This is a genomic window from Mucilaginibacter sp. OK268, from assembly GCF_900103125.1.
Lineage (GTDB): Bacteria > Bacteroidota > Bacteroidia > Sphingobacteriales > Sphingobacteriaceae > Mucilaginibacter.
The window spans coordinates 1,134,999-1,157,012 of the sequence record NZ_FNJV01000001.1 but is presented as its reverse complement, the minus strand read 5'-3'; the positions used below and the strand labels follow the sequence as shown (position 1 = coordinate 1,157,012).

The following is a 22,014-nucleotide window of genomic DNA, read 5'->3' as shown; positions in this document are numbered from 1 at the left end:
AGCTGATTTTGCCATTTTTATCGGAGTTAACTTAAAAATCAACCAGATCAAGCTGCTTTTTATAGTGACCTGGAGACATACCAGTGATCTTTTTAAAGATTTTAGAAAAGTAGAATATATTCTCAAAGCCGGTTTGTGTCGCGATTTCCGCGTAAGTCATCCCTGTTGTCACCATCAGGTATTGGGCGCGTTCGATCCTTTTTTCATGAATGTATTTGATGGGCCTTTCGCCCGTGTATTGTTGAAACAATCGCGAAAAATAATCGGTATGCTGGTTTGCCCTTTCTGCCAGGTAAGATACCGATAAGTCCTGATGTAGATTTAGTTGGATGTAACTGATCGCATTCAGGATTTTAACCGGAATCTGGCCCATTTCCCTGTGTTGAAATATCTCCGGTGTCAAAAAGCGCGAGACCAATTGCAGCAAAATGCCATGTGTTTCTATAAATGTCCCCATGCTCTGCCGGTTATTGAGCTCCTGGTATTCCTTATAAAAGATGCTTTTTTCATAGATCCTCGGATTGTCGGAACGGTTGATACCCCTGCCGGGGTTTATTTCCAGTAAACGGGCAAAACTCATGACATCCATTGCTGTTGCTTTTACTTTAAAAATCGACCGGTTATAGGCAAACAGGGAGATACCATCAGATGATTCCTCAAAAAACTGGATGAAATATTGACTGAGATGATCCTGACAAGTAAGGTTGCATAAGGTGAAACTTGGTATGATATATAAAAACCCAGGCTCCAGTTTGAGGATAGTTGAAATATCCGATATTTCCCCTTCACCCGCATCAATGTAGTACAATCTGAAGTAAGGGCTGATCACATTTTTATAATTCCATTTAGGGCCAAGATTTACATGGTCTACATTCAATAACGTAAATGTATGCTTTAGTGCTCTTTTGATCATAATGTGCAGGATTAAGCTATTATGAGCTTATTGTTTTATGTACAGGAATATCTTTCTATGCACTTCTCATGGTGCCGTCCGGAAGAATATCTTCCGGACGGCAGAACAATATTAAATAAAAAGTCGGATTTGTATAAATAAAAGTCCTATTAGGTCAATTATTTAGCTATTATTTCCATGAAATTTGGTTGATCGATTATAGAAAGCAATTGTAATCATTGCGAAAACCAATTATGGATTGTGACCTAAAAGAATTTTTGCTTGGTGCCCCCCGGGTTACAAAGCCGTTCAATGGGTCTTACCTAACCAATGTATAAAAACATCAAAATCTAATTCATGAAAAGAAGAACACTCATCAAAGGTTTGGCTACAGGATTGTCCTCCTTATATCTGTCGAAACTTTATAGCAGCAGCCTGTTACACCCTCATTCAAACACAGGTATTGCTTCCGGCCCGTTTCAGCCGACATGGGATTCATTGAGTCAGTATCAGGTTCCGGAATGGTTCCGTGATGCCAAATTTGGTATGTGGGCACACTGGGGACCACAGTGTCAGCCAGAACACGGTGACTGGTATGCCCGCGGTATGTACCAGGAAGGCAGCGACCACTATAAATACCACGTTCAAAAGTATGGACATCCTTCAAAATTCGGATTCAAGGACGTGATTAATGAATGGAAAGCCGAGAACTGGGATCCCAATGAATTGTTGGGCTTATATAAACGTGCCGGTGCTAAATATTTTATGGCCCTGGCCAATCATCATGATAACTTCGATCTCTACAACAGCAGCTATCAAAGCTGGAACTCTACTAAACTGGGCCCAAAAAAAGACCTGGTTGGTGGCTGGGCAAAAGCCGCCAAACAACACGGTTTGCCTTTTGGCGTAACGGTACATGCATCTCACCCATGGACCTGGATGGAGGTAGCCCAACGCGCGGATAAAACCGGCCCCTATGCAGGCATCCCCTACGATGGTAAGCTTACCAAAGCGGATGGCGCCGGCAAATGGTGGAATGGCTATGATCCTCAAGAACTGTATGCACAAAACCATCCCTTAAGTCAGGATAGCCTTGATGACGACAGCATGGGCCGCCACTGGGCCTGGGGTAATGGTGCCAGCGTACCCAGCAAAGCGTATTGCGATAAATTTTTAAACCGAACCATTGAACTGATAGATAAGTATGGCCCCGAACTCATTTATTTTGATGACAATGTGCTACCTCTTTGGCCTGTAAGCGATGCCGGCTTAAAAATAGCGGCGCATATGTACAATACCAGTGTTAAGAAACATGGTAAGCTACAAGCAGCACTGTTTGGTAAAGTATTGAATGAGCAGCAGCGCAAATGCATGATATGGGATATAGAACGCGGGCAAAGCAACCAGATTGAACCTTTACCGTGGCAAACGGATACCTGTATTGGCGACTGGCATTATAATCGCCGTATATTTGATGGTAAAGGCTACAAAAGCGCCAGAACAGTCGTGCATAGCCTGGTTGATATCGTAAGTAAAAATGGCAACCTGCTGTTGAACATCCCGGTACGTGGTGATGGTACAATTGACAGCGAAGAACGCGCCGTAGTTGAAAACATCGGAGCCTGGATGCAGGTGAACGGCGAGGCAATTTACGGCACCCGTCCCTGGAAGGTTTTTGGTGAAGGTCCGGCCATAGAATCGGCCGCCCCTATCAACGCGCAGGGCTTTAACGAAGGCAAGGGCAAGCCATTTGGAGCCCAGGATATCCGATTTACTGTAAAAGGTAAAACCCTTTATGCCACTATGCTGGGTTGGCCCACCGGCAATGAAGCCCTTGTTAAAAAATTAGCCAAAGGCAATGAAACTGGTAATGTGACCAGCGTAAGCCTGCTTGGCAATGATAAACTGGGTTTTCAGCAAACAGCCGAGGGCCTGAAAGTGAAGTTGCCGGAACAGGCTCCGGGTAAAGATGCATTCGTTTTAAAAATTGAAGGGGCTATTTAATCATATGATGAACCTGAAATTTTATTATGCCCTGATTACTGTCGTTTCCTTGACAGTTCCTTCTTTTGCACAAACTTTTAAGCTGGTATCGCCGGATAAAAAAACTGTTGTAGAGATAAACAACAAAAACCGGTTACAGTATACGGTTTCCAGTAACGGTTTAACAATCATCCATCCTTCATCTCTTGGTTTCGAGTTTAAAGATGAACCGGCTATTGGCACGGATATGAGTGTGACCGGTCATGTGGAGCATTCCGTTAACCAAAGCTGGATACCGGTAGTAAAAACAAAGCACGGCATCATAGCTGATCGTTACAATGAACTGGTGTTGTCACTGGTTGAGAAATCCGGGCAGATGCGCCGGATGAATGTCTATTTCAGGGCTTATGATGAAGGCGTAGCTTTTCGTTATGAGTTATTCGGGGCGGATAAAATCGGTGACCGCCAGATTACAAGGGAACTCACCAGTTTTAATTTACCGGCAGATGCAAAGGCCTGGGTGGCAGATTATGGCAGCTATACTTCCTCACAGGAAACCGAGTTTTGGCCGCGAACCCTTAACCACATTACGGCAAAAACGATTGCCGGCTTACCCTTCCTGGTAGAATTAGACAAGCGTCATTACGCAGCTATTACGGAAGCAAACATTGATAATTATCCAGGGTTTTATATAGGATCGTTAAAAACAGATACCAATGCCATTGGTAAAATTGACCTAATCACCAAGTTATCCCCATTGCCCGGTGAAAATGAGAGCGGTGTTAAGGCCCGGTTCACCAACGATCTCCTTACACCCTGGCGGGTGGTCATGCTCGCCGATTCGCCGGGCAAATTAATTGAATCGGAGCTGATACAGAATCTGAATCCTCCCTGTGCCATAAAAGATGCCAGCTGGGTTAAACCTGGTATGAGTGCCTGGGATAACTGGTGGAGCGGTGACGTAAAGATGGACATGCCAACTATCAAAAAATACATAGACCTGGCATCGGCACAGCACTGGCCTTATATGCTTATAGACTGGCAATGGTACGGGCCATTTAACAAACCCGAAGCTGATATTACCAAACCTGCTCCACAATTGAATATGCCGGAGATCTTAGCATACGCTAAAGCCAAAAAGGTTAAATGCTGGCTTTGGTTGTACAGTACTGATGTTAACCGGAATGATAATTTTGAAAAGGCTTTTCCAATTTATGAGCAATGGGGTATTGCGGGGATTAAAATTGATTTTATGGACCGCGACGATCAGCAAATGGTAAACTGGTACCGTCGTATTATCAAAACAGCCGCAAAATACCATTTGATGGTTGATTTTCATGGTGCTTTTAAACCGGATGGCATTATCCGTACCTATCCTAACATGATTACACGGGAAGGGGTTTTAGGCGAAGAATATTCCAAGTTTTCAACTCAGATAACTGCAGGGCACAATACCACCCTGCCATTCACCCGTATGCTGGCCGGACAAATGGATTATACTCCTGGTGGATTTTTAAATGTGAAGAAGTCTGAGTTCAGAAAAGGCAGCCCTACCCAGGTAATGAACAGCCGCTGTGCTGAACTGGCAAAATTTGTGATTTACGAAAGCCCCTTTACAGTTTACTGCGATGCACCGGAGCATATTTTAGGGAAGCCCGGGGCTGATTTTCTAAGTAATATGCCTACCGTTTGGGACGATACCAGAGTGCTGGGTGGGTACCCGGGCGAATATATCATTATGGCCAAAAGAAGCGGGAAGGACTGGTATATCGGCGCGATGACCAACGATTCCGAAAGGACATTGCCATTGAAAATGGATTTTTTACCGCCGGGTAAATATACCCTATCGTCCTGGGCTGATGTGATGTCCGCACCTCAAAGTTTAACCCGGTCTAAACGGCCGGTTTCGGCAAGTTCAGTTATCAATATCCATTTGGATACGGCGGGTGGATGGGTCGCAAAAATTACTGCCGCTAATTAAATATAGCCCTTCATCAGTAAAAGAAATAAATTATCCGACATGACAAAGAATACAAGCCTTTTCCCCTTTATATTGATTACCAGTTTATTCTTTCTATGGGGTTTTGCTCATAACCTTGACCCCATATTGATACCGCACCTCAAGAAATCATTTACGCTTACCACTGTTGAGGCGACACTGGTAGATTCTGCTGTATTTATAGCGTATTTTCTGATGGCTTTACCGGCGGGCTTTATTATGAAAAAATATGGTTATAAAACAGGCATTATAACTGGCCTGCTTATTTTTGCGTTTGGTTCCTATTTATTTATACCGGCAGCCAATACCCAGCAGTACGCGTTCTTCCTGGTAGCCTTGTTTATTATTGCCTGCGGGTTAACTATTTTAGAAACAGCCGCAAATCCATATGCATCTTCATTGGGCGATCCTGCAACCTCTACTCAAAGGCTTAACTTTGCGCAATCGTTTAACGGGCTGGCCACAACCTTGGCGCCCGTAATCGGGGGGCGTATTATATTAACCAAAGGTTATACCACATCACAATTAAGCGTCATGACGGAGCAAGGCCGCAAACTAGCCCTTGCCGCCGAGGCCTCTTCCGTAAAAGTACCCTACTTTATACTGGGTAGCGTACTGGTCATCATCGCCATCCTGTTTGCCTTTACCCGCCTGCCCAGGATCCAACAGCATGAAGGGCATGCGGCCAGTAAAAATATTTTTCATGCCCTGAAGCACCGTCATTTGGCCTGGGGGGTTGCTGCGCAGTTTTTTTATGTAGGGGCGCAAGTTTGTGTTTTCAGCCTGTTTATTCTGTATGCGACAAAGGCAGCCGGTCTGTCGGAGGTAAAGGCAGCCGACTATGTAGGTTTATGCGGCCTGGCATTCCTGATCGGCAGATTCATCGGCACTTTCCTGATGCGTTATTACAGTTCTACCAATTTGCTGGCCATTTACGCAGGTATCAATATCTTACTTTGTACCGTCGCCATTTGGGGACATGGTATGATAACCATTTATACCATCATTGGCATCTGCTTTTTTATGTCCATCATGTTCCCAACAATTTTCGCGCTGGGTATAAAAGAATTAAAGGGAGATACGGAATTCGGCAGTAGTCTGATCATTATGTCTATTGTTGGTGGTGCCGTTTTGCCGAGGGTGTTTGGTTACATTAGCGATGCGACGGGTAATATTCAATATGGCTATGCAGTACCCTTGCTCTGTTTTGCTGTGGTGGCATTTTTTGGATTAAAAGGTTACCGTGTAAAAGTAAGGCCGGAAAGTTTACCGGTTTCCGCTATCCTTTAACAATAATTCATTCAAATGAGAGAAATCAGTTTACCCCCAATAATTTTTGGAACCAGTGGTTTAGGAAATTTATACGTGGCGCTCCCTGATGAGGCTAAGCGGGCTATCGTTGCTGAAAGCATCCGGTGTTCTCCTAAACCAGCTGTATTTGATTCAGCCGGCAAATATGGTGCTGGACTCGCCCTGGAATCGCTGGGAAGGTACTTAACGCAACTGAACGTAAAGCCTTCAGATGTGCTGATCAGTAATAAACTGGGCTGGCTGCGCACTGCTTTAAAAACCCCCGAACCTACTTTTGAACCTGGTGTGTGGCGCGATCTGAAATATGATGCTGTTCAGCGGATAAGTTATGAAGGTATCCTGGAATGTTATGAACAGGGGAATGAGTTGCTGGGTGCTTACCGGGCAGAACTGGTATCCGTGCATGACCCCGACGAGTATCTTGCAGCAGCAAAGGACGAGCCGGACCGGGCGCAACGTTACCGGGATATATTGGATGCTTACTGCGCACTGAATGAATTAAAGCGGCATGGTAAAGTGAAAGGCATCGGTGTGGGATCAAAGGATTGGCGGACTATCAAAAAAATAACTGATGATGTAATGCTGGATTGGGTAATGATAGCCAATAGCCTGACGATTCACAGCCATCCACAGGAATTAGTGAAATTTATGCAGGAGCTTGAAAAACAGGGAACCCTGATCATCAACTCCGCTGTTTTTAACGGTGGCTTTTTAACGGGATCAGCTTATTATAATTATCGGTTGACTGATCCTATAAAAGACAAAAGCTTATATCATTGGCGGGAATTATTTTATCAGCTGTGTACCCAACATAAAATACAACCCGCGGATGCCTGTGTTGCGTTCGGGCTAAACGCCCCGGGCGTTAAAAGCATTGCCTTAAGTACTACCAATGCCGAAAGAGTGGCACAAAATATGGCGTTGACCTCTTTAAGAATCCCCACTGAGTTCTGGAAAGACATGAAAAAATACGGCTTAATTGAAGCATCTTATATTGCCGCTTATTTGTAAACATTTAATATACTATGAAAAGATACTGTTTAGCCCTCGATTTAAAGGATGACCCGCAGCTGATAGCAGAATATGAACATTGGCATAAGGCAGAAAACAGCTGGCCTGAAATACGCAAAAGCATATTGGATGCCGAAATTCGGGATATGCAGATCTACCGTACAGGCAACCGCTTGTTTATGATCATGGAAACAAGCGATCGTTATGAAGCTAAAAAAAAAGAACAAATGGACGCGCTTAATTCCATAGTACAGGAATGGGAGCAGTTGATGTCGAAATTTCAACAACGCCTGCCCTGGGCAAAAGATGGGGAAAAATGGGTGCTTATGGAACAGATCTTTCAGCTTTAACTATAATCATATGCAATTCATAGTTTGTGAAAAACCAGGCAAATTGGTTTTTAAAGAAAAGGAAAGACCTGAAATAAAAGAGGGTTATGCACAGATCAGGATCAGGAGAATAGGTGTCTGCGGTACGGACCTGCATGCCTTTGAAGGTACACAGCCTTATTTTACTTATCCCCGCATCCTGGGACATGAGCTTTCCGGTGAGTTGGTTGAGCCCAATGGTGCGCCCGGTTTTAAAAAGGGCGAGACCGTTACATTCATTCCCTACTTTAACTGCGGTATTTGTATTGCCTGCAGATCAGGAAAGCCTAATTGTTGTGCTCAAATCAATGTTTGTGGCGTTCATGTGGACGGTGGCATGGCGGAATATCTGAACGTCCCAACCTATTCACTGGTACATGGCGAAGGTTTAAGCTATGATGAACTGGCGCTGGTGGAGCCCTTAGCCATCGGTGCGCATGGAATCAGGCGGGCGGATGTAAAACCCGGTGAATATGTATTGGTCATAGGAGCCGGCCCCATAGGCCTCGGAATAATGGAATTTGCCCGTATTGCAGGGGCTAAAGTAATTGCGATGGACCTCAACACCAAAAGACTTGAATTTTGCAGAGACAGGCTGAAGGTAGATCATATCATTAACGTATCGACCGAAGATGTACTGGAGCGATTGGCCAGCCTAACAAAAGGTGATATGCCTACTGTGGTGATAGATGCCACAGGCAGTTTAAAAGCAATTAATGCCGGATTTCAGTATATGGCACATGGAGCCAGATATGTGTTGGTTGGTTTGCAGAAAGGAGATATTTCTGTTAGTCACCCCGAGTTGCATAAACGCGAGGCTACTTTAATGAGCAGCCGCAACGCTACGCGGGCAGATTTTGAGCATGTTATTTCCTCCATGAAAAAAGGCTTGGTGCAACCGGCTAATTACATTACACATCGTGTACCATTTGATAAAGTTACGGATGAGTTTGAAAGCTGGCTCGATCCGGCAAATGGCGTGATAAAAGCAATGATAGAAGTTTAGCGGGGTCCCGGCGGCGAACACTTCGTGGCTTTGTTTTGATATTTGCTGCAATGGTAATGAAGTAATTCCATTATCCCAGTTTTCTGAAATGAGATAAATTGCATATTTACGCCTTTCCCGGTATAATGAATGATCGTTTATTTTCCTTTATTTAAAAGGATATACTTGGTTGGTGTGGTTTTAAAGTAACGGCTAAAGGAAGATGAGAAATAAGCCCCTGAACTAAAACCTACCTCATAGGCGACCTCCGAAACATTGTACTCACTGTTCATCAATAGTTCTGCCGCTTTTTTTAGCCGGGTAATCTGAATAAACTCCTTAACCGAAAAACCTGTTATCGCTTTTATTTTACGGTAAGTTTGGGCTCTGCTCATACCAATGGCCTGGGCAAAGTCAGTGGCTTCAAAAGCGGGGTTGCCTATATTGAGATTGATAATCTCGTAAACCTTTTTTAGAAGCATGTCTCCACTGCTGGCAGATATGGGTTTGACCGGTGTGTGGTATGATTCACTTAAAAATTTATTCAACCAAAGCTGTCTTGTTTTAATCAAGTTATCTATCCGTGCTTTTAAAATAGTAAAGCTAAGCGGTTTGGTTACATAATCATCGGCACCACTTTTTAAGCTACTCAGCAAATCCTGTTCATCATCATAGCCCGTGATCAGTACTACCGGTATAAGGGCGGTACGCTCGTCTTCTTTTAATAGCTTACATAACTTTATGCCGTTAATCCCCGGCATTTGTATGTCGCTTATAATAATATCGGGTATAGTTGTAACGGTCTTCTCAAATCCCGTCAAGCCATCTTCCGAGTCTATGATTCGGTAATCATCTTTAAATTCATTTTTTATAACCATCCGCATATCATAGTTATCCTCAATAATATGCAATAACGGTTTTGGTGCTCTACAAGGTATTTCCAATAAAGGATTATCCCATAAGGGGATATTTACATTAATTTGATCACTCATAGTTAGGTTTACCGGGCAGGACGCCCATGCTTTTTATAAATATAAATATATTTTTATGTGTATTAAATACAATTATATTGAAAAATAATTTTTACTTTTTCAATCCGGTTTAATAGCAATACGGAGCAACCTAATTATCAATTTTTATGAAAAAGATCATCACGTTTAGCGTGCTGCTGTGTTTTTTATTTTACAGCTGCAGAAAAGATCAGGTTCCCGTGGAGAATGTACACCAGGAAATGCTTTCCGCTGTTAATAGCTTAAGGACCACCGGCTGCACCTGCGGCACTACCTATATGCCCCCAGTGCCGGTTGTTAAATGGAACGACAAGCTAGAGGTCGCCGCTGCGGAGCATGCAAAGGATATGGCGGTTAATCACTACTTTGATCATATAGCCCCCAATGGCTCATCGCCGATACAAAGAGCCCAGGAGGCCGGTTATATAGGCATGTATATTGGTGAAAATATTGGCAGCGGTTATAATACTGTTCAGCAGGTAATGGACGCCTGGAAAAAAAGCGCGGACCATTGTAAAGCTATGATGGATAGTTTATATACAGACTTGGGAGTCGCGCGGTATAATACGCTTTGGGTTCAGGAGTTCGGGCAATAAATACACAATAATACGCCCGTATTTATTTGAATATTAAAACCGGCACCAATCAGCTATAAAATGAGTCTCGTAAAAAGCTTTTTATTATCATTTAAAGCAAACAGATAGACAGAGGAGGACAGTAATTTCATCAGATTGATTTAAGTTTGGAAACCGTCTATACGCGAAAATTCCAGAAGCTGCATAAATTACTCCCTTGTAACAAAAATGTCAGGGGAAATATTTCAATGACAAGCAGACTATGGTTACGCTTACAAGAATCATTGAAAATCCTGTAATCTCTGACATGAATAAGTTTTTGATCATTTTTTGTCTTTTGCTCTTTGTTAACAACGACTTACATGCATTGCAACCAACCCCGGTTACACCCGAAAACCCGAGATGCGAACTTTTGAAAAACCCGGTCGGGGTTGATGTGCCGCAACCCGGTTTGAGTTATACCTTGCATGCCAAAAGCTCCGGTGCCAGAGATGTCACGCAATCGGCCTATCAAATATGGGTATCCAGCACGCCGGATTTCAAAAATGGAGGAGATCTGTGGGATTCAAAAAAGGTGATGAGCGATCAAATGGCTTACATTACCTATAAAGGGGAAAGTTTAATATCCGGGCAGAAATGCTGGTGGAAGGTAAGGATCTGGGATCAGGCTGGCCATCAATCGTCCTGGAGCCCAACTGCTAGTTGGACTATGGGTATCCTGAATATGAAGGATTGGAAAGCCAGTTGGATAAGTGCCCCCGGAGCAGAAAAATATGCATTGAGTCCGGTGGGTTTTAAATCCGCCGATACCCAATCAGCAGATGCAGCCAAATGGGTTCAGGTTGATCTGGGTAAGTCCTCATCTTTTTCTGAAATAACGCTGTATCCCATGTTCTACGCAGATCAGGCAGGTTATGCCTTCCCGGTAAGGTATAAGGTATCAGCTTCTGACGATCCGTCTTTTAAAACAGCAACCACTATTGTTGATTTTACAAAGGAGGATTTTAAAAATCCCCGCTTTTCAGCCGTTCACCTGCCTGCAAATGGATCCGTAGGCAGATATGTCCGCGTTACCGCAACCCGGCTTGCAAAAAAGGACACCGGCTATTCCTTTGCGTTACGGCAGATCGAAGTAATTTCAGGCGGAAAAAACATGGCTGCCGGTAAACCCGTTGATGCCTCAGATAATGATGATAGTAATGGATTTTCTAAAATAAACCTTACAGACCGGGTAAGCGATTATCAGAATTTCCCGAATTACTCCTCCATGCTTTTGCGGAAAGATTTCCGGGTGAAACCCGCTCTTGTCCGGGCAACCATCCATATCAGTGGCCTTTCAGCATATGAGCTTACCATTAACGGGCATAAAATTGGCGATTACCTGCTTACACCCGGATGGACAGATTACCGTAAAACAGTTTTGTATGATACGTATGATGTTACCCCGCAATTAAAAAATGGAGTTAACGCCATTGGGATCCTATTAGGTAACAGCGTTTATAATATACAACCCGATACAACAAGGTATGTAAAGTTCCTGACAACTTTTGGCCCCGCCAAAGCCATTGCACAGCTACAACTGGAATATGCCGATGGTTCTGAGCAAACGGTAATAACAGATAAAAGCTGGAAAGCATCGCCCGGGCCTATAACTTACTCCAATTTATACGGTGGTGAAGACTTTAATGCGAATCTTGAACCTGCCGGATGGAATAAAGCGGGCTTTATTGCAGGTAAACACTGGGTGCCAGCTTTGGAAACTTCAGGCCCTGGCGGTATTTTAAAAAATCTTTCGGCAGCCGCCCCTCCTGTAAAAGCTATTGATACCATTGCCCCGGTTAAAATAAACAAGATCAACGATCATGTCTGGATCTATGATTTCGGACAGAATGCCTCCATGATGCCGGGGCTCCGGGTTACCGGGCCAAAAGGATCCCGGGTCCGCATGATACCATCTGAGTTATTGGGGGTAGATGGGCTGGTTGACAGGCGCTCCGCGACACAGGACGGCGTGAGGCCCGCCTGGTGGGAATATACACTGGCCGGAACCGGAAATGAACATTATTTTCCGAAATATTTTTATCAGGGAGCCCGTTACCTACAGGTGGAGTTATACACAACGGAAAAAGGTGAACCTTTGCCAAAAGTTATTCAGTTATCTGATGTAATCGTACACTCATCTTCGGCACCGGTTGGTAATTTTGAATGCGCCAACCCGTTGTTCAATAAAATTTACAGACTGGTACGCTGGGCACAGCGCAGCAATATGATGAGTTTAATGACCGATTGCCCGCAGCGCGAGAAAATGGGCTGGCTGGAACAGAATCATCTCAATGGCCCGTCATTAAGATATAATTTTGATATGGCCCTATTATTCAGAAAAACAATGAATGATATGGCCGATGCGCAGTTGGCTAATGGGTTTGTCCCCAATATTGCTCCTGAGTATTTTATAGCCGGTTCTCCCGATTTAAGTAACGGCATGCGAAACTCACCGGAATGGGGAAGCTCCTTTATTATTGTACCCTGGCAACAATACCTGTTTTCGGGTGATGTTTCTCTTTTGGAGCGTTATTATGACCGGATGAAGAAATATGTTGAGTTTTTATCCAAAGAATCAGTCAATAATATCATACATACGGGCTTAGGTGACTGGTATGATATTGGCCCGAAAGAACCCTGGGGTTCGCAACTCACACCCGTATCCTATACCGGGACGGCCATATATTACTACGACAACTGGATCATGTATCAGATCGCTAAAAAATTGCATAAAGCTACTGATGCTGAAATGTTTAAAAATTCATCAGAACAGATCCGCACAGCTTTTAATAAGGAATTCTATAAACCAGCAACCGGCACTTATTCTACCGGTTCACAAGCCACCAGCGCCATGGCTCTTTTCTTTAATTTTGTTGAAGAAAAGAATCGCCCCACCCTGTTAAATAAGCTGGTTGCTGATATTCACGACCATCAGAATAGTTTTACAACAGGCGAAGTTGCTTACCGTTTCCTGCTTAGGGCATTGGCTGATAACGGTCGCTCAGATATTGTTTATGCCATGAACAATCAGGACGACAGACCGGGATACGGTTACCAGATTAAAATGGGTGCTACCAGTCTTACCGAAAAATGGGATGCGGGCGTGGGTAATTTCGGCTCACAAAATCATTTTATGTCGGGCCAGATCAATGAATGGTTATTCAACAACCTGGTAGGGATCAGTCCGGCAGAAGACGGTCCCGGTTTCTGTAAGTTTGTCATCAGGCCTGACTTCCTGAATGATTTAACCTGGGTTAAAGGCAGTTTTGCTTCCATAAGCGGAGATATCAACATAGCCTGGAGGAGGATTGCCGGTCACCTAGAACTAAATGTAGTTGTCCCTGAAAATACCCATGCTTTGCTCTATCTTCCGGCGTCGAATCCCAAACAGATCTTTGAGCATAACAGGCCTGTATCAAAATCTGCAGGGGTTAAATTTTCCAGATCAGAAAATAACCAATTGGTATATAAACTGGCATCAGGTAAATACCATTTTATGGTTAAAAGCAAATAACTAAATCTCCGGACTGAATTATACTATTTTTGATTATAGAAACCAATGCACAACACTTTATCACTTATGAAAAAAACATCCTATCTTTTTATGTTTTTCTGCTTCCTCCTATTGGGCTGTACCGGTGCAAAAAAACTGGCCAATGCCGACAAAGGCTGGAAGAAACTGTTTAACGGCAAAGACATAACCGATTGGTTTGTCAAGATCAATCACCACCTTGTCGGCGAAAATTTCGGAAATACCTTTCGGGTGGAAAACGGCATGATCAGGATCAGCTATGACCAGTACGGCGATTTCAACGATCAGTTTGGTCACCTGTATTACAAAACGCCGTTTTCTTATTATCACCTGCGCTTTGAGTATCGCTTTGTTGGTAAACAGCAAAAAGGTGCGCCGGATTATACGCTCCTTAACAGTGGCGTTATGTTTCATTCACAGGATCCCAGGACAATGCTCAAGGATCAGGACTGGCCCATATCGATAGAAATGCAATTATTAGGCGGTCTTGGTGACGGGAAATCAAGGCCAACAGGGAATATGTGCTCACCCGGCACCGACGTCGTCTATAAAGGAAAAGTTTCACCTGACCACTGTATCAATTCCACTTCAAAAACCTATGACGGTGAGCAGTGGGTAAAGGGGGAACTGATCGTTCAGGGCAATAAACTAATTACACATATCATCAACGGCGATACTGTGCTGCAATATTCCAGGCCCACTATTGGCGGCGGCGTAGCACATGGTTATGACCCGAAATACAAACAAGACGGAAAATCATTAAGCAACGGATTTATCGCCCTGCAAAGCGAGGGGCAACCTGTCGATTTCAGGAATATAGAAATCAAACAGCTGCCGGATACTGACCATTAAATAATAAGCAAAACTACTTTAAGGCCCTTTCCGCTGCCTATCATATACCCGATCAAACCGTAAAAATACCAGGACAGGCTTTCCGCCCGTCGTAAAAACGATACCGACAAAGGACATCTCATCTTTTATCGGTATCGTTATCGTATTAAAGTTTAGGGTTGTTATCAATTTCAGATTGCGGTATAGGTAAAAATTCTTTTGCAGGAGTGTAATATGATAAGGGTTCGGTAGTAAAATAGCTTTTCCTTCTCCATCTTAAAATATCAATGTTCCTCACTTCTTCATTCGTCATTTCCGCTGTTTTTTCGTGCATAATGGCTTTAACGACATCGGCCTTTGATCCTACCGGGAATTGTGATGTTGGATAAGGTGGCATAGCGACACTTGGCCTTGCCCGTACCTGGTTCAAATACGCAACCGCAGCACTGGTGTTACCCAGTTCATTTTCGCACTCAGCAAGATTCAAAAGTACTTCTGCATACCTTATAATCCTTTGGTTGTTGCTGCCCGGGTGATAGGACGCGGTAGCCTTGTCTTCTTTATAAATGAGCTGAAACTTTCTGAAGCCAACCTTAATAGTTTTGCCATTCACAACAGATGAGTTCCCATTTTGATCGGCATCAACTAATGTGGAGGCACCGTTGTTAAACGTATCACCTGTTTGGTAAAAACTGTAGGCATATCGAGGATCTGTTTTAGCAGCGCCCGTTGCCGTGTTTTCAAATTCGTTAAGTATTTTGTTTGATGGAATGAGGTTACGCCAGCCTATTGGGTTATATTCCTGATTCCGTACGGTGGTCTGGGCAGCAGAAGCGCCGTCTCCAACAGCACTCCCCCAGTTAAAACCATTATCGCCTTTATCCGAATAGATCATTTCGAAGATCGATTCATTGTTAAATTCTGTTTCCTCTTCAAAATTATCAAGAAACCTTGGGGTAAGTGAATAACCATCGGCACCTGAAGTTGGTATTTTTAGTAAGGCCGCTTTGGCGCCTGCATAATCGCCGGTTTGCATTAAAACACGGCCCAGCATAGCATTTGCCGCGGAAGCGGTTGCACGGCCCTTGTCTGTAGCCGATTTACCCGGTAATACGGCTGCTGCCTCTGTCAGATCCTTTACCGCCTGGGCAAAAACATCCTCAACTTTTGATTTAGGCTGATAATCGGTTGGGGTTTTAGCAGTAGTTGTATAAATAGGCACACTACCCCACATGCTTGCCAGTTCATAATAGGCCCAACCCCTTAAAAATTTGGCTTCGCCCACCAGGTTATCCCTTACAGCAGTATTGTCGGTTACATTTGGCGCATTATCTGTAACCGTATTAGCCCGGTGAATAACCGTGTAAAGGGTATTCCAAACTGTATTCATTACCGGGTTAGCGGGATCAACCACACCAATCAGTATCTGGTTGCGGGGAGCCTCTAACTGGCTGCCACCGCTTACTACGTCATCGCTCCGCAAATCATGCAGAAAAAACCATTCCCGGGCTACGAGGCCGATGGCATGCCATGTTGAATAAATAGCATAAGTGCCTGCTGTTAATTCACTTGAATTCTTGAAGTAATTATCTGTAGTCACGACGTTTGGATTACTAATATCCAGATCCTTTTTACATGAAAAAATGCTTGTTATTATAAGCCCTAAAGTAATGAGGTATTTAAAAGTCTTATTGCTTTTCATAATATTTTCCTTTAAAAATCTTAATTGTTAAAAACCGGCCTGTATGCCAAATTGAAATGAACGGGCTACCGGGTACTGACCAAAATCGACACCGTTGGTCAAATTACCACCTGAGGTATTTTGATTTTTATTGCCCACTTCCGGGTCAAAACCTTTGTACTTTGTGAAAGTCAGCAGGTTCTGGCCAGACACATAGAATTTAAGGCGGCTAATGGCATTATTGGCAAAGGACCTAAGCACAGATTGTGGCAGGCTGTAACCAATCATTACGTTTTTAAGCCTCAGGTATGAGCCATCCTCAATCCACCGGGTAGAGAGTCTTCCGTTACGGTTAGGGTCACCGGCAATGGCACGGGGCATTGTACTACTGGGGTTTTGTGGTGTCCAGGCATTTAAGACCTGGGTGCCCGCATTGAATAATCTTGGCATGCCTTCCAGTATAATGCGCTCGGCATCCAGGATCTTGTTGCCCTGTACGCCCTGAAAGAATATAGCCAGGTCAAAGTTTTTATAATTGGCCGTATAGTTTAAAGAGTAGGTGAACTTAGGCAGGAAACTGCCGATATAGGTACGATCATAGGAATCGATCACCCCATCCGGTTTACCTTGCGGGCCGCTGATGTCCTTGAATTTGATATCACCGGGAGCGGCATTAGCCTGTGTAGGACTATTGGCAATCTCCGCAGCATTTTTGAAAATCCCATCGGCTATCCAACCATAAAATGACTGTACTGGCCTACCGGCAATGGTATTGGTAAACACATCTCCACCTCCAAAATCTGCATCGCTGCCAGATGGGATCGATGCATTTGCGGTATTAAGCTTGAGTACTTTATTACGAATAATACTTAACAAGCCGGTAATATCCCATTTAAACTCGCCATCCCTTTTATGATAACCCAACTGTATTTCGCCACCGGTATTTTGCATTGCGCCAATATTAGCTAACGTACCAACACCTTGAAATCCCTGGCTGGGTGCAGTGGGTACTGTAAGGATCAGGTTATCGGTTTTACGTTTAAAAAACTCTGCCACTACCGTTATGGTATTGTTATACAAGCCCAGATCTACACCAATGTTGAGTTGCTTGGTTTTTTCCCAGCTCAGATTAGGATTTGATAAGCCATTGGTAAACGAAGCGTTAGCACTTCCCGGCGCAATATTTCCTATCGGGTAGAAAGCCTGGTTTGAGTTTACCGGTGACAGATATGGATAGTTACCAAGTCCGCCTGGAGGAATACCGGTTAAACCATAACCTGCCCGCAATTTCAATTCGGATACAGATGGGTTATTTTTCAGGAAATCTTCCTGATCAATCTTCCAGCCGATTGAAGCTGAGGGGAAATTGGCATACTTATGACCTGGTGCCCAGATAGATAAACCATCACGACGAATAGATCCGCTCAAAAGGTATTTACCGGCAAAGTCATAATTAACTCTGCCTACAAATGATTGTAACAAATTACTTTCATTAATGTTATTGGCTGTTATGTTTGATGCGCCATTAAGCGTTTTAACCAGGTTGGTTGCCTGATTACCGGATGATGTTTCGGTAGTGAAAGTAAGTCCTTGTTGCTCGTATACCGCGGTTGCAGCTATGTGATGGGCCCCAAAGCTTTTATCAAAAGAAAGCTGTTGGGTATAGAGTTTGGTTGTTGATGATACCCGCTGATTGGCAATTGACGCCGAGGTAGCGCTCAAAGTGCCCCCATCATTATAAATAGGTGTATAGTTTTGGGTATAACCATTGGTGTAATCAATACCAAAAGTAGACCGGAACTTTAACCACGGGGTAAAGTTGACATCCAAAAACGCGGTTCCCAGAATTTTAATTGTTTTGATGGTATTTGACCCGATCAGGGCTGATTCCACAGGGTTTGTAGGGTCTGATCCATCAAAGCTGCTGATAGGTCCCTGGAAACCTCCATTTGTGGTTGGGTCATGCAGCGGGATGTATGGCAGCATCCTGACTACATTGGTCAACTGTGTCCTGTTGCCTTGGGTTGCGTCATAATGTTGATTACTAACTGCCGAATAAAGGTTTTGACCAAAAGTAAATACCTTGCTTATTTTATGATCAGAATTGATACGGTAATTATAGCGATCATAACTCAAGGCTTGTGCTATACCATCCTGTTTAAAATATCCTGCAGAAGTATAAAAACGTGATACATCATTACCACCAGCTAAGGACACATTGTTTGATGTTATTAAAGCATTGCGTTTAAAATAAGCATCCTGCCAGTCGGTATTCGTTTGCGCGTAGGTTTGGCTTGCTCCTGCGTAAATAGGCTTGTTAAAATTATCCTGCGATAAACGCGGCGGTAATTTATCGGCCCCTAAAAGCATGGTGGCATACTGAACGTATTGTTCTGTGTTCAGCAGATCTAATGTTTTTGACGGACTTTGAATACCCGCGTACGAGTCAAGACTCACCTGCACTTTCCCATTGCGGACACCTTTCTTTGTAGTAATCAGTATAACCCCATTGGTAGCCCTTGACCCGTAAATAGCAGCAGCACTTGCATCCTTCAATACTTCAACAGATTCAATATCCTTTGAGTCGAAAGATGAAAGGTTTCCGGTAGGGAAACCATCAATCACATACAGTGGATCAGATGCAAAATTGATTGAGCTGATACCCCTGATAGTTACAATAGGCTGTGTACCTGGTGCGCCGTTATTGGTTACATTTAAGCCTGCAACACGCCCTTGCAGGGCCTGTTCAACACTGGCAACAGGTAAGGCGTTAATGGTGCGTGCGTTCAATGAGGTGATAGCCCCGGTAAGCGTGCTTTTCTTTTGCGATCCGTAACCGACTACGACAACTTCGTTAAGTGATTTTGAATCCGTTTTAAGTTGTACATCAATAACCGTATTATTGCCGACCACTACTTCCTGTGTTAAATAACCAACGGATCTGAATACCAATACAGCACTTCCATCAGGGACCTTGATTTTAAAGCCTCCTTTGATATCGGTACTTACCGCAACACTGCTCCCCTTAACAGTTACACTTACGCCCAGTATGGGTGCCCCGGTTTCGTCGGTGACAATACCCGTGACAGGAATTTCCTGTGGTGTCCTCATCGTTTGATTTTCCGGCTCGTCACCAGCCGCCAGCATCCTGTTAAGCACGATTACATTACCCGACACTTCATATTTGATATTTTGTGGCTTTAGCAGCATCGAAAGGATGTTTAACAGGGATTCGTTTTTGAATTTCACTGTTACTTTATTGTTGGTTTGTACCAGCACCGGACTGTATATAAACGTAATGTTGGCTTCTTTTTCAATTGAAACTAACACTTTGCGCATTTCCTCATCCTTTGCTTCAAGGCTTATTTTTTTATCAAGGACCTGGGCCTTACTACTACTCGCAATAGCCCCGCTGACTAAGGTTAGGCATAAAGCAATGTTGATAACCGTTACACGCATAATAGCAGTTAATGAACGTTTTTTTTTCATAAATTTGGTTTGGTTAATTGGATTTTATAAAAATTCGACGAAAACCTTCCTGTTCAATTTGTTAGTCGCAGATGACAGGAAGAGACCGACCTCATCGGCGGTGTGTCAGCACTGCCGGTGATTTTTTTCAAATACTTTTTATATTTATTCTCACATATCTTCAGGGGGGATTAATTGTTTAAAATCAGTTGATTATCACAGCCATGACCGGTTATTATAATTTGTCCGTCAATTATCTTGTACTCAGCTTCAACAGCCTTGCAGATCAGTTTTAACCGCTCATCTAAAGATTGATCCGTTAGGGATGCTGTAAGCTGGCAATTGCCCATTACTTTTTCATCATAGGTGATATGTACCCCATAAGCCTCCTCCATAGTTGTTACCACTTTTGAAAATGGGGTTGCGGAAAAATTGAAGTGAATATTGGCGGATTCTTTTGATAACAGCATGGGCTTTTTTAAAACCATTTTCTCCAGCTTTAGACCTTTACGATATAAAACCGCTTGTTGGTTAGCGGTTAAAACTATCGAAGGCTTGTTTTTTGATCCAGTGCTTTTAAGGTTATGGGCCGATACCTCTACCCTGCCCGTACTGACTAAAACGCTATATTGCCCATCACTATCATTGGCCTTAACCTTAAAACAGGTACCCACAACCCGTATAGTCAGTTCACCTGAATACACATAGAATGGTTTTGCCGGATTTTTACTGACCTCAAAAAGCGCGTCGCCCTTGAGGTTTACCTCACGTTTGTTGTTGCTGAAAATATTCGGATAATTTATTTGAGCACCGGGTTGAAGTATCACAGAGCTGTTATCCGGCAGCTTTACCAGCATCGGCACCCCGCTTTTATTAATCACATGGCTGCTGGTTTGCAAATTTACTTGATTATCGGCTTGCCGTTTTTTGCTGACATTGACAGCCATAAGGCCAATTGCAAGAGCTATAATTAAAATGGCCGCAAAACGTAACAGGTTATTTCTTCCGGATTTAATCGGTTGAACATAAGGGGTTGTTCCCCCTCCCGCAATCCGGTTATTTACGTGAGCCACGATTAGATCGATATCCTTTTCAGAAAGATCATTTACGGATTTGATATGGAATGACTGTATAATAGCACAAGCCTGTTTAAAAATATCTTCACAATTGGGGTGCTGTAAAAGAAAGTTTTTCCAATACTCCTCCTCCTCTCCCGAATTACCCAGAGCCCATTCTACAAAAGAATTATCCATTAAAAAATCTTCGATTTTATGGTATTTATTTTCAGGCATAAAACAGGTTACAATATTGGTTTACACTAACTATATGCAGCAAAAGGAAAAATCTACTGGAAAAATCTTAAAATAATTTCCGGATTGATAAAAAGGAGATCAAAGGCAGTAATAAACCGGGCTTTTTGCCCAATACTTTCGTAAGCTAATGATTGATTCATGCATCAGGTTATACACCGACTGTCTGTTAAGATCCATCACTTCGGCGATTTTTTCAGGGCTCATGCCTTCATAAAACCGCAGGTATAAAATTTCTTTTTGACGTTTAGGAAGATTATCCAGAATTTTTTCGAGCCTATGATAAATTTCCTGAGATACCTCCTCGTTGATGATGCTTGACTCCACGTCAAATTCTACCATAAATTCATAATTATCCTCAATGAATTCCGATGGTTTCCATTTTGACCTTTCCCTGAATATCCGCAATCTCAGCGCCTTATATAAATAGGATTTAACACATTCTGCCTGCCTTATTTTATCTCTGCGGTTCCATAGCTCAAAAAACACGTCCTGGATACAATCCTTTACAAAATCTGGATCGTCGAGAAACCTAATCCCGTACCTGTACATCGGGTTACTGAAAATACGCATCAGGCTGGCATATGAAACTTCATTGCCCAACCTGAACTCACTCCATAATAGAAGTACGCTTTCATTAGATATGTAAGTGTAATTTGGCAATTTAGGAATGATTTAAAATTTAAGTGTTAAAACAACACCTGTAAAATTCGCGTTACAATCAGTTAAACAAATCTAAAAATTTATTTTAAAAATGCAATCGATTGCAGGTATTTACTATGCTTATTTCATGTTAGAGCTGGGCAGTGGCTTTTCATTCCTTTCCTGGTAAAAATATATCCATCTGGATAGGGATGACTTATAATCCTTATTTATTTTATTATGGATACTGAGGGCATATTTTACATCCGGAGGCGGCTCATGGAGTGTACAGATGTAGTTGCCGCCAAAGCTTTTACTGGTAAAGTGTTCTGGAGTATCCAGCTTAATAGCCAGATAATAAATCAATTACTCCC

16 protein-coding genes are annotated in these 22,014 nt (G+C 43.1%); 9 read left to right on the top strand and 7 right to left on the bottom strand.

Going from position 1 to position 22,014, the window contains the following annotated elements:
* Window positions 1–31: 31 nt before the first annotated feature.
* The gene (locus BLR84_RS04835; RefSeq protein WP_090465089.1) at window positions 32–913 is read right to left on the bottom strand and encodes a helix-turn-helix domain-containing protein; all 882 of its coding nucleotides are present in this window, start codon (window positions 911–913) and stop codon (window positions 32–34) included.
* A gap of 336 nt (window positions 914–1,249) precedes the next feature.
* On the opposite strand from BLR84_RS04835, the gene BLR84_RS04830 reads away from it, so the two are divergent.
* Genes BLR84_RS04830 through BLR84_RS04805 form a run of 6 tightly spaced genes read left to right on the top strand, consistent with a single transcriptional unit; the run spans window position 1,250 to window position 8,570 of the window.
* A complete protein-coding gene (locus tag BLR84_RS04830; RefSeq protein WP_090465086.1) occupies window positions 1,250–2,896 on the top strand; it encodes an alpha-L-fucosidase in 1,647 nt (548 codons plus the stop codon).
* Between the two features lie 4 nt (window positions 2,897–2,900).
* On the top strand, window positions 2,901–4,856 hold the full coding sequence (locus tag BLR84_RS30215) for a glycoside hydrolase family 97 protein (protein ID WP_218128206.1): 1,956 nt from the start codon (window positions 2,901–2,903) through the stop codon (window positions 4,854–4,856).
* A gap of 39 nt (window positions 4,857–4,895) precedes the next feature.
* Window positions 4,896–6,164, top strand: coding sequence for an L-fucose:H+ symporter permease (gene fucP / locus BLR84_RS04820; RefSeq protein ID WP_090465083.1), 1,269 nt, complete (start codon window positions 4,896–4,898; stop codon window positions 6,162–6,164).
* Between the two features lie 15 nt (window positions 6,165–6,179).
* Window positions 6,180–7,196, top strand: coding sequence for an aldo/keto reductase (locus BLR84_RS04815; RefSeq protein WP_090465081.1), 1,017 nt, complete (start codon window positions 6,180–6,182; stop codon window positions 7,194–7,196).
* Between the two features lie 14 nt (window positions 7,197–7,210).
* A complete protein-coding gene (locus tag BLR84_RS04810) occupies window positions 7,211–7,546 on the top strand; it encodes an L-rhamnose mutarotase (protein WP_090465078.1) in 336 nt (111 codons plus the stop codon).
* 10 nt (window positions 7,547–7,556) lie between these two features.
* Complete coding sequence (locus BLR84_RS04805; protein ID WP_090465075.1) at window positions 7,557–8,570, top strand: zinc-binding alcohol dehydrogenase family protein; 1,014 nt, start codon at window positions 7,557–7,559, stop codon at window positions 8,568–8,570.
* Between the two features lie 137 nt (window positions 8,571–8,707).
* On the opposite strand, the gene BLR84_RS04800 is transcribed toward BLR84_RS04805, so the two are convergent.
* On the bottom strand, window positions 8,708–9,541 hold the full coding sequence (locus BLR84_RS04800) for a response regulator transcription factor (protein WP_090465072.1): 834 nt from the start codon (window positions 9,539–9,541) through the stop codon (window positions 8,708–8,710).
* Window positions 9,542–9,687: 146 nt separating this feature from the next.
* On the opposite strand from BLR84_RS04800, the gene BLR84_RS04795 reads away from it, so the two are divergent.
* The 3 genes from BLR84_RS04795 (at window position 9,688) to BLR84_RS04785 (ending at window position 14,560) form a co-directional block, all read left to right on the top strand.
* Window positions 9,688–10,155 carry a CAP domain-containing protein gene (locus tag BLR84_RS04795; RefSeq protein ID WP_090465069.1) on the top strand — a complete coding sequence of 156 codons (468 nt, stop codon included), beginning with the start codon at window positions 9,688–9,690 and terminating at the stop codon, window positions 10,153–10,155.
* A 286-nt stretch (window positions 10,156–10,441) separates the two neighbouring features.
* Window positions 10,442–13,690 carry a family 78 glycoside hydrolase catalytic domain gene (locus BLR84_RS04790; protein WP_176851949.1) on the top strand — a complete coding sequence of 1,083 codons (3,249 nt, stop codon included), beginning with the start codon at window positions 10,442–10,444 and terminating at the stop codon, window positions 13,688–13,690.
* 66 nt (window positions 13,691–13,756) lie between these two features.
* Window positions 13,757–14,560 carry a 3-keto-disaccharide hydrolase gene (locus tag BLR84_RS04785; protein ID WP_090465064.1) on the top strand — a complete coding sequence of 268 codons (804 nt, stop codon included), beginning with the start codon at window positions 13,757–13,759 and terminating at the stop codon, window positions 14,558–14,560.
* A gap of 145 nt (window positions 14,561–14,705) precedes the next feature.
* Here the strand turns inward: BLR84_RS04785 and BLR84_RS04780 are convergent, their stop codons facing one another.
* From BLR84_RS04780 to BLR84_RS04760, 5 genes are all read right to left on the bottom strand, one after another.
* Window positions 14,706–16,241, bottom strand: coding sequence for a RagB/SusD family nutrient uptake outer membrane protein (locus BLR84_RS04780; protein WP_090465061.1), 1,536 nt, complete (start codon window positions 16,239–16,241; stop codon window positions 14,706–14,708).
* A 27-nt stretch (window positions 16,242–16,268) separates the two neighbouring features.
* A complete protein-coding gene (locus BLR84_RS04775; protein ID WP_255366855.1) occupies window positions 16,269–19,709 on the bottom strand; it encodes a TonB-dependent receptor in 3,441 nt (1,146 codons plus the stop codon).
* Between the two features lie 170 nt (window positions 19,710–19,879).
* Window positions 19,880–20,980: a FecR family protein gene (locus BLR84_RS04770; protein ID WP_090465059.1), complete on the bottom strand. Its 1,101-nt coding sequence runs from the start codon at window positions 20,978–20,980 to the stop codon at window positions 19,880–19,882.
* A gap of 99 nt (window positions 20,981–21,079) precedes the next feature.
* A complete protein-coding gene (locus tag BLR84_RS04765) occupies window positions 21,080–21,661 on the bottom strand; it encodes an RNA polymerase sigma factor (RefSeq protein WP_143013827.1) in 582 nt (193 codons plus the stop codon).
* Between the two features lie 120 nt (window positions 21,662–21,781).
* Window positions 21,782–22,006, bottom strand: coding sequence for a hypothetical protein (locus tag BLR84_RS04760; protein WP_090465053.1), 225 nt, complete (start codon window positions 22,004–22,006; stop codon window positions 21,782–21,784).
* Between the last annotated feature and the right edge of the window lie 8 nt (window positions 22,007–22,014).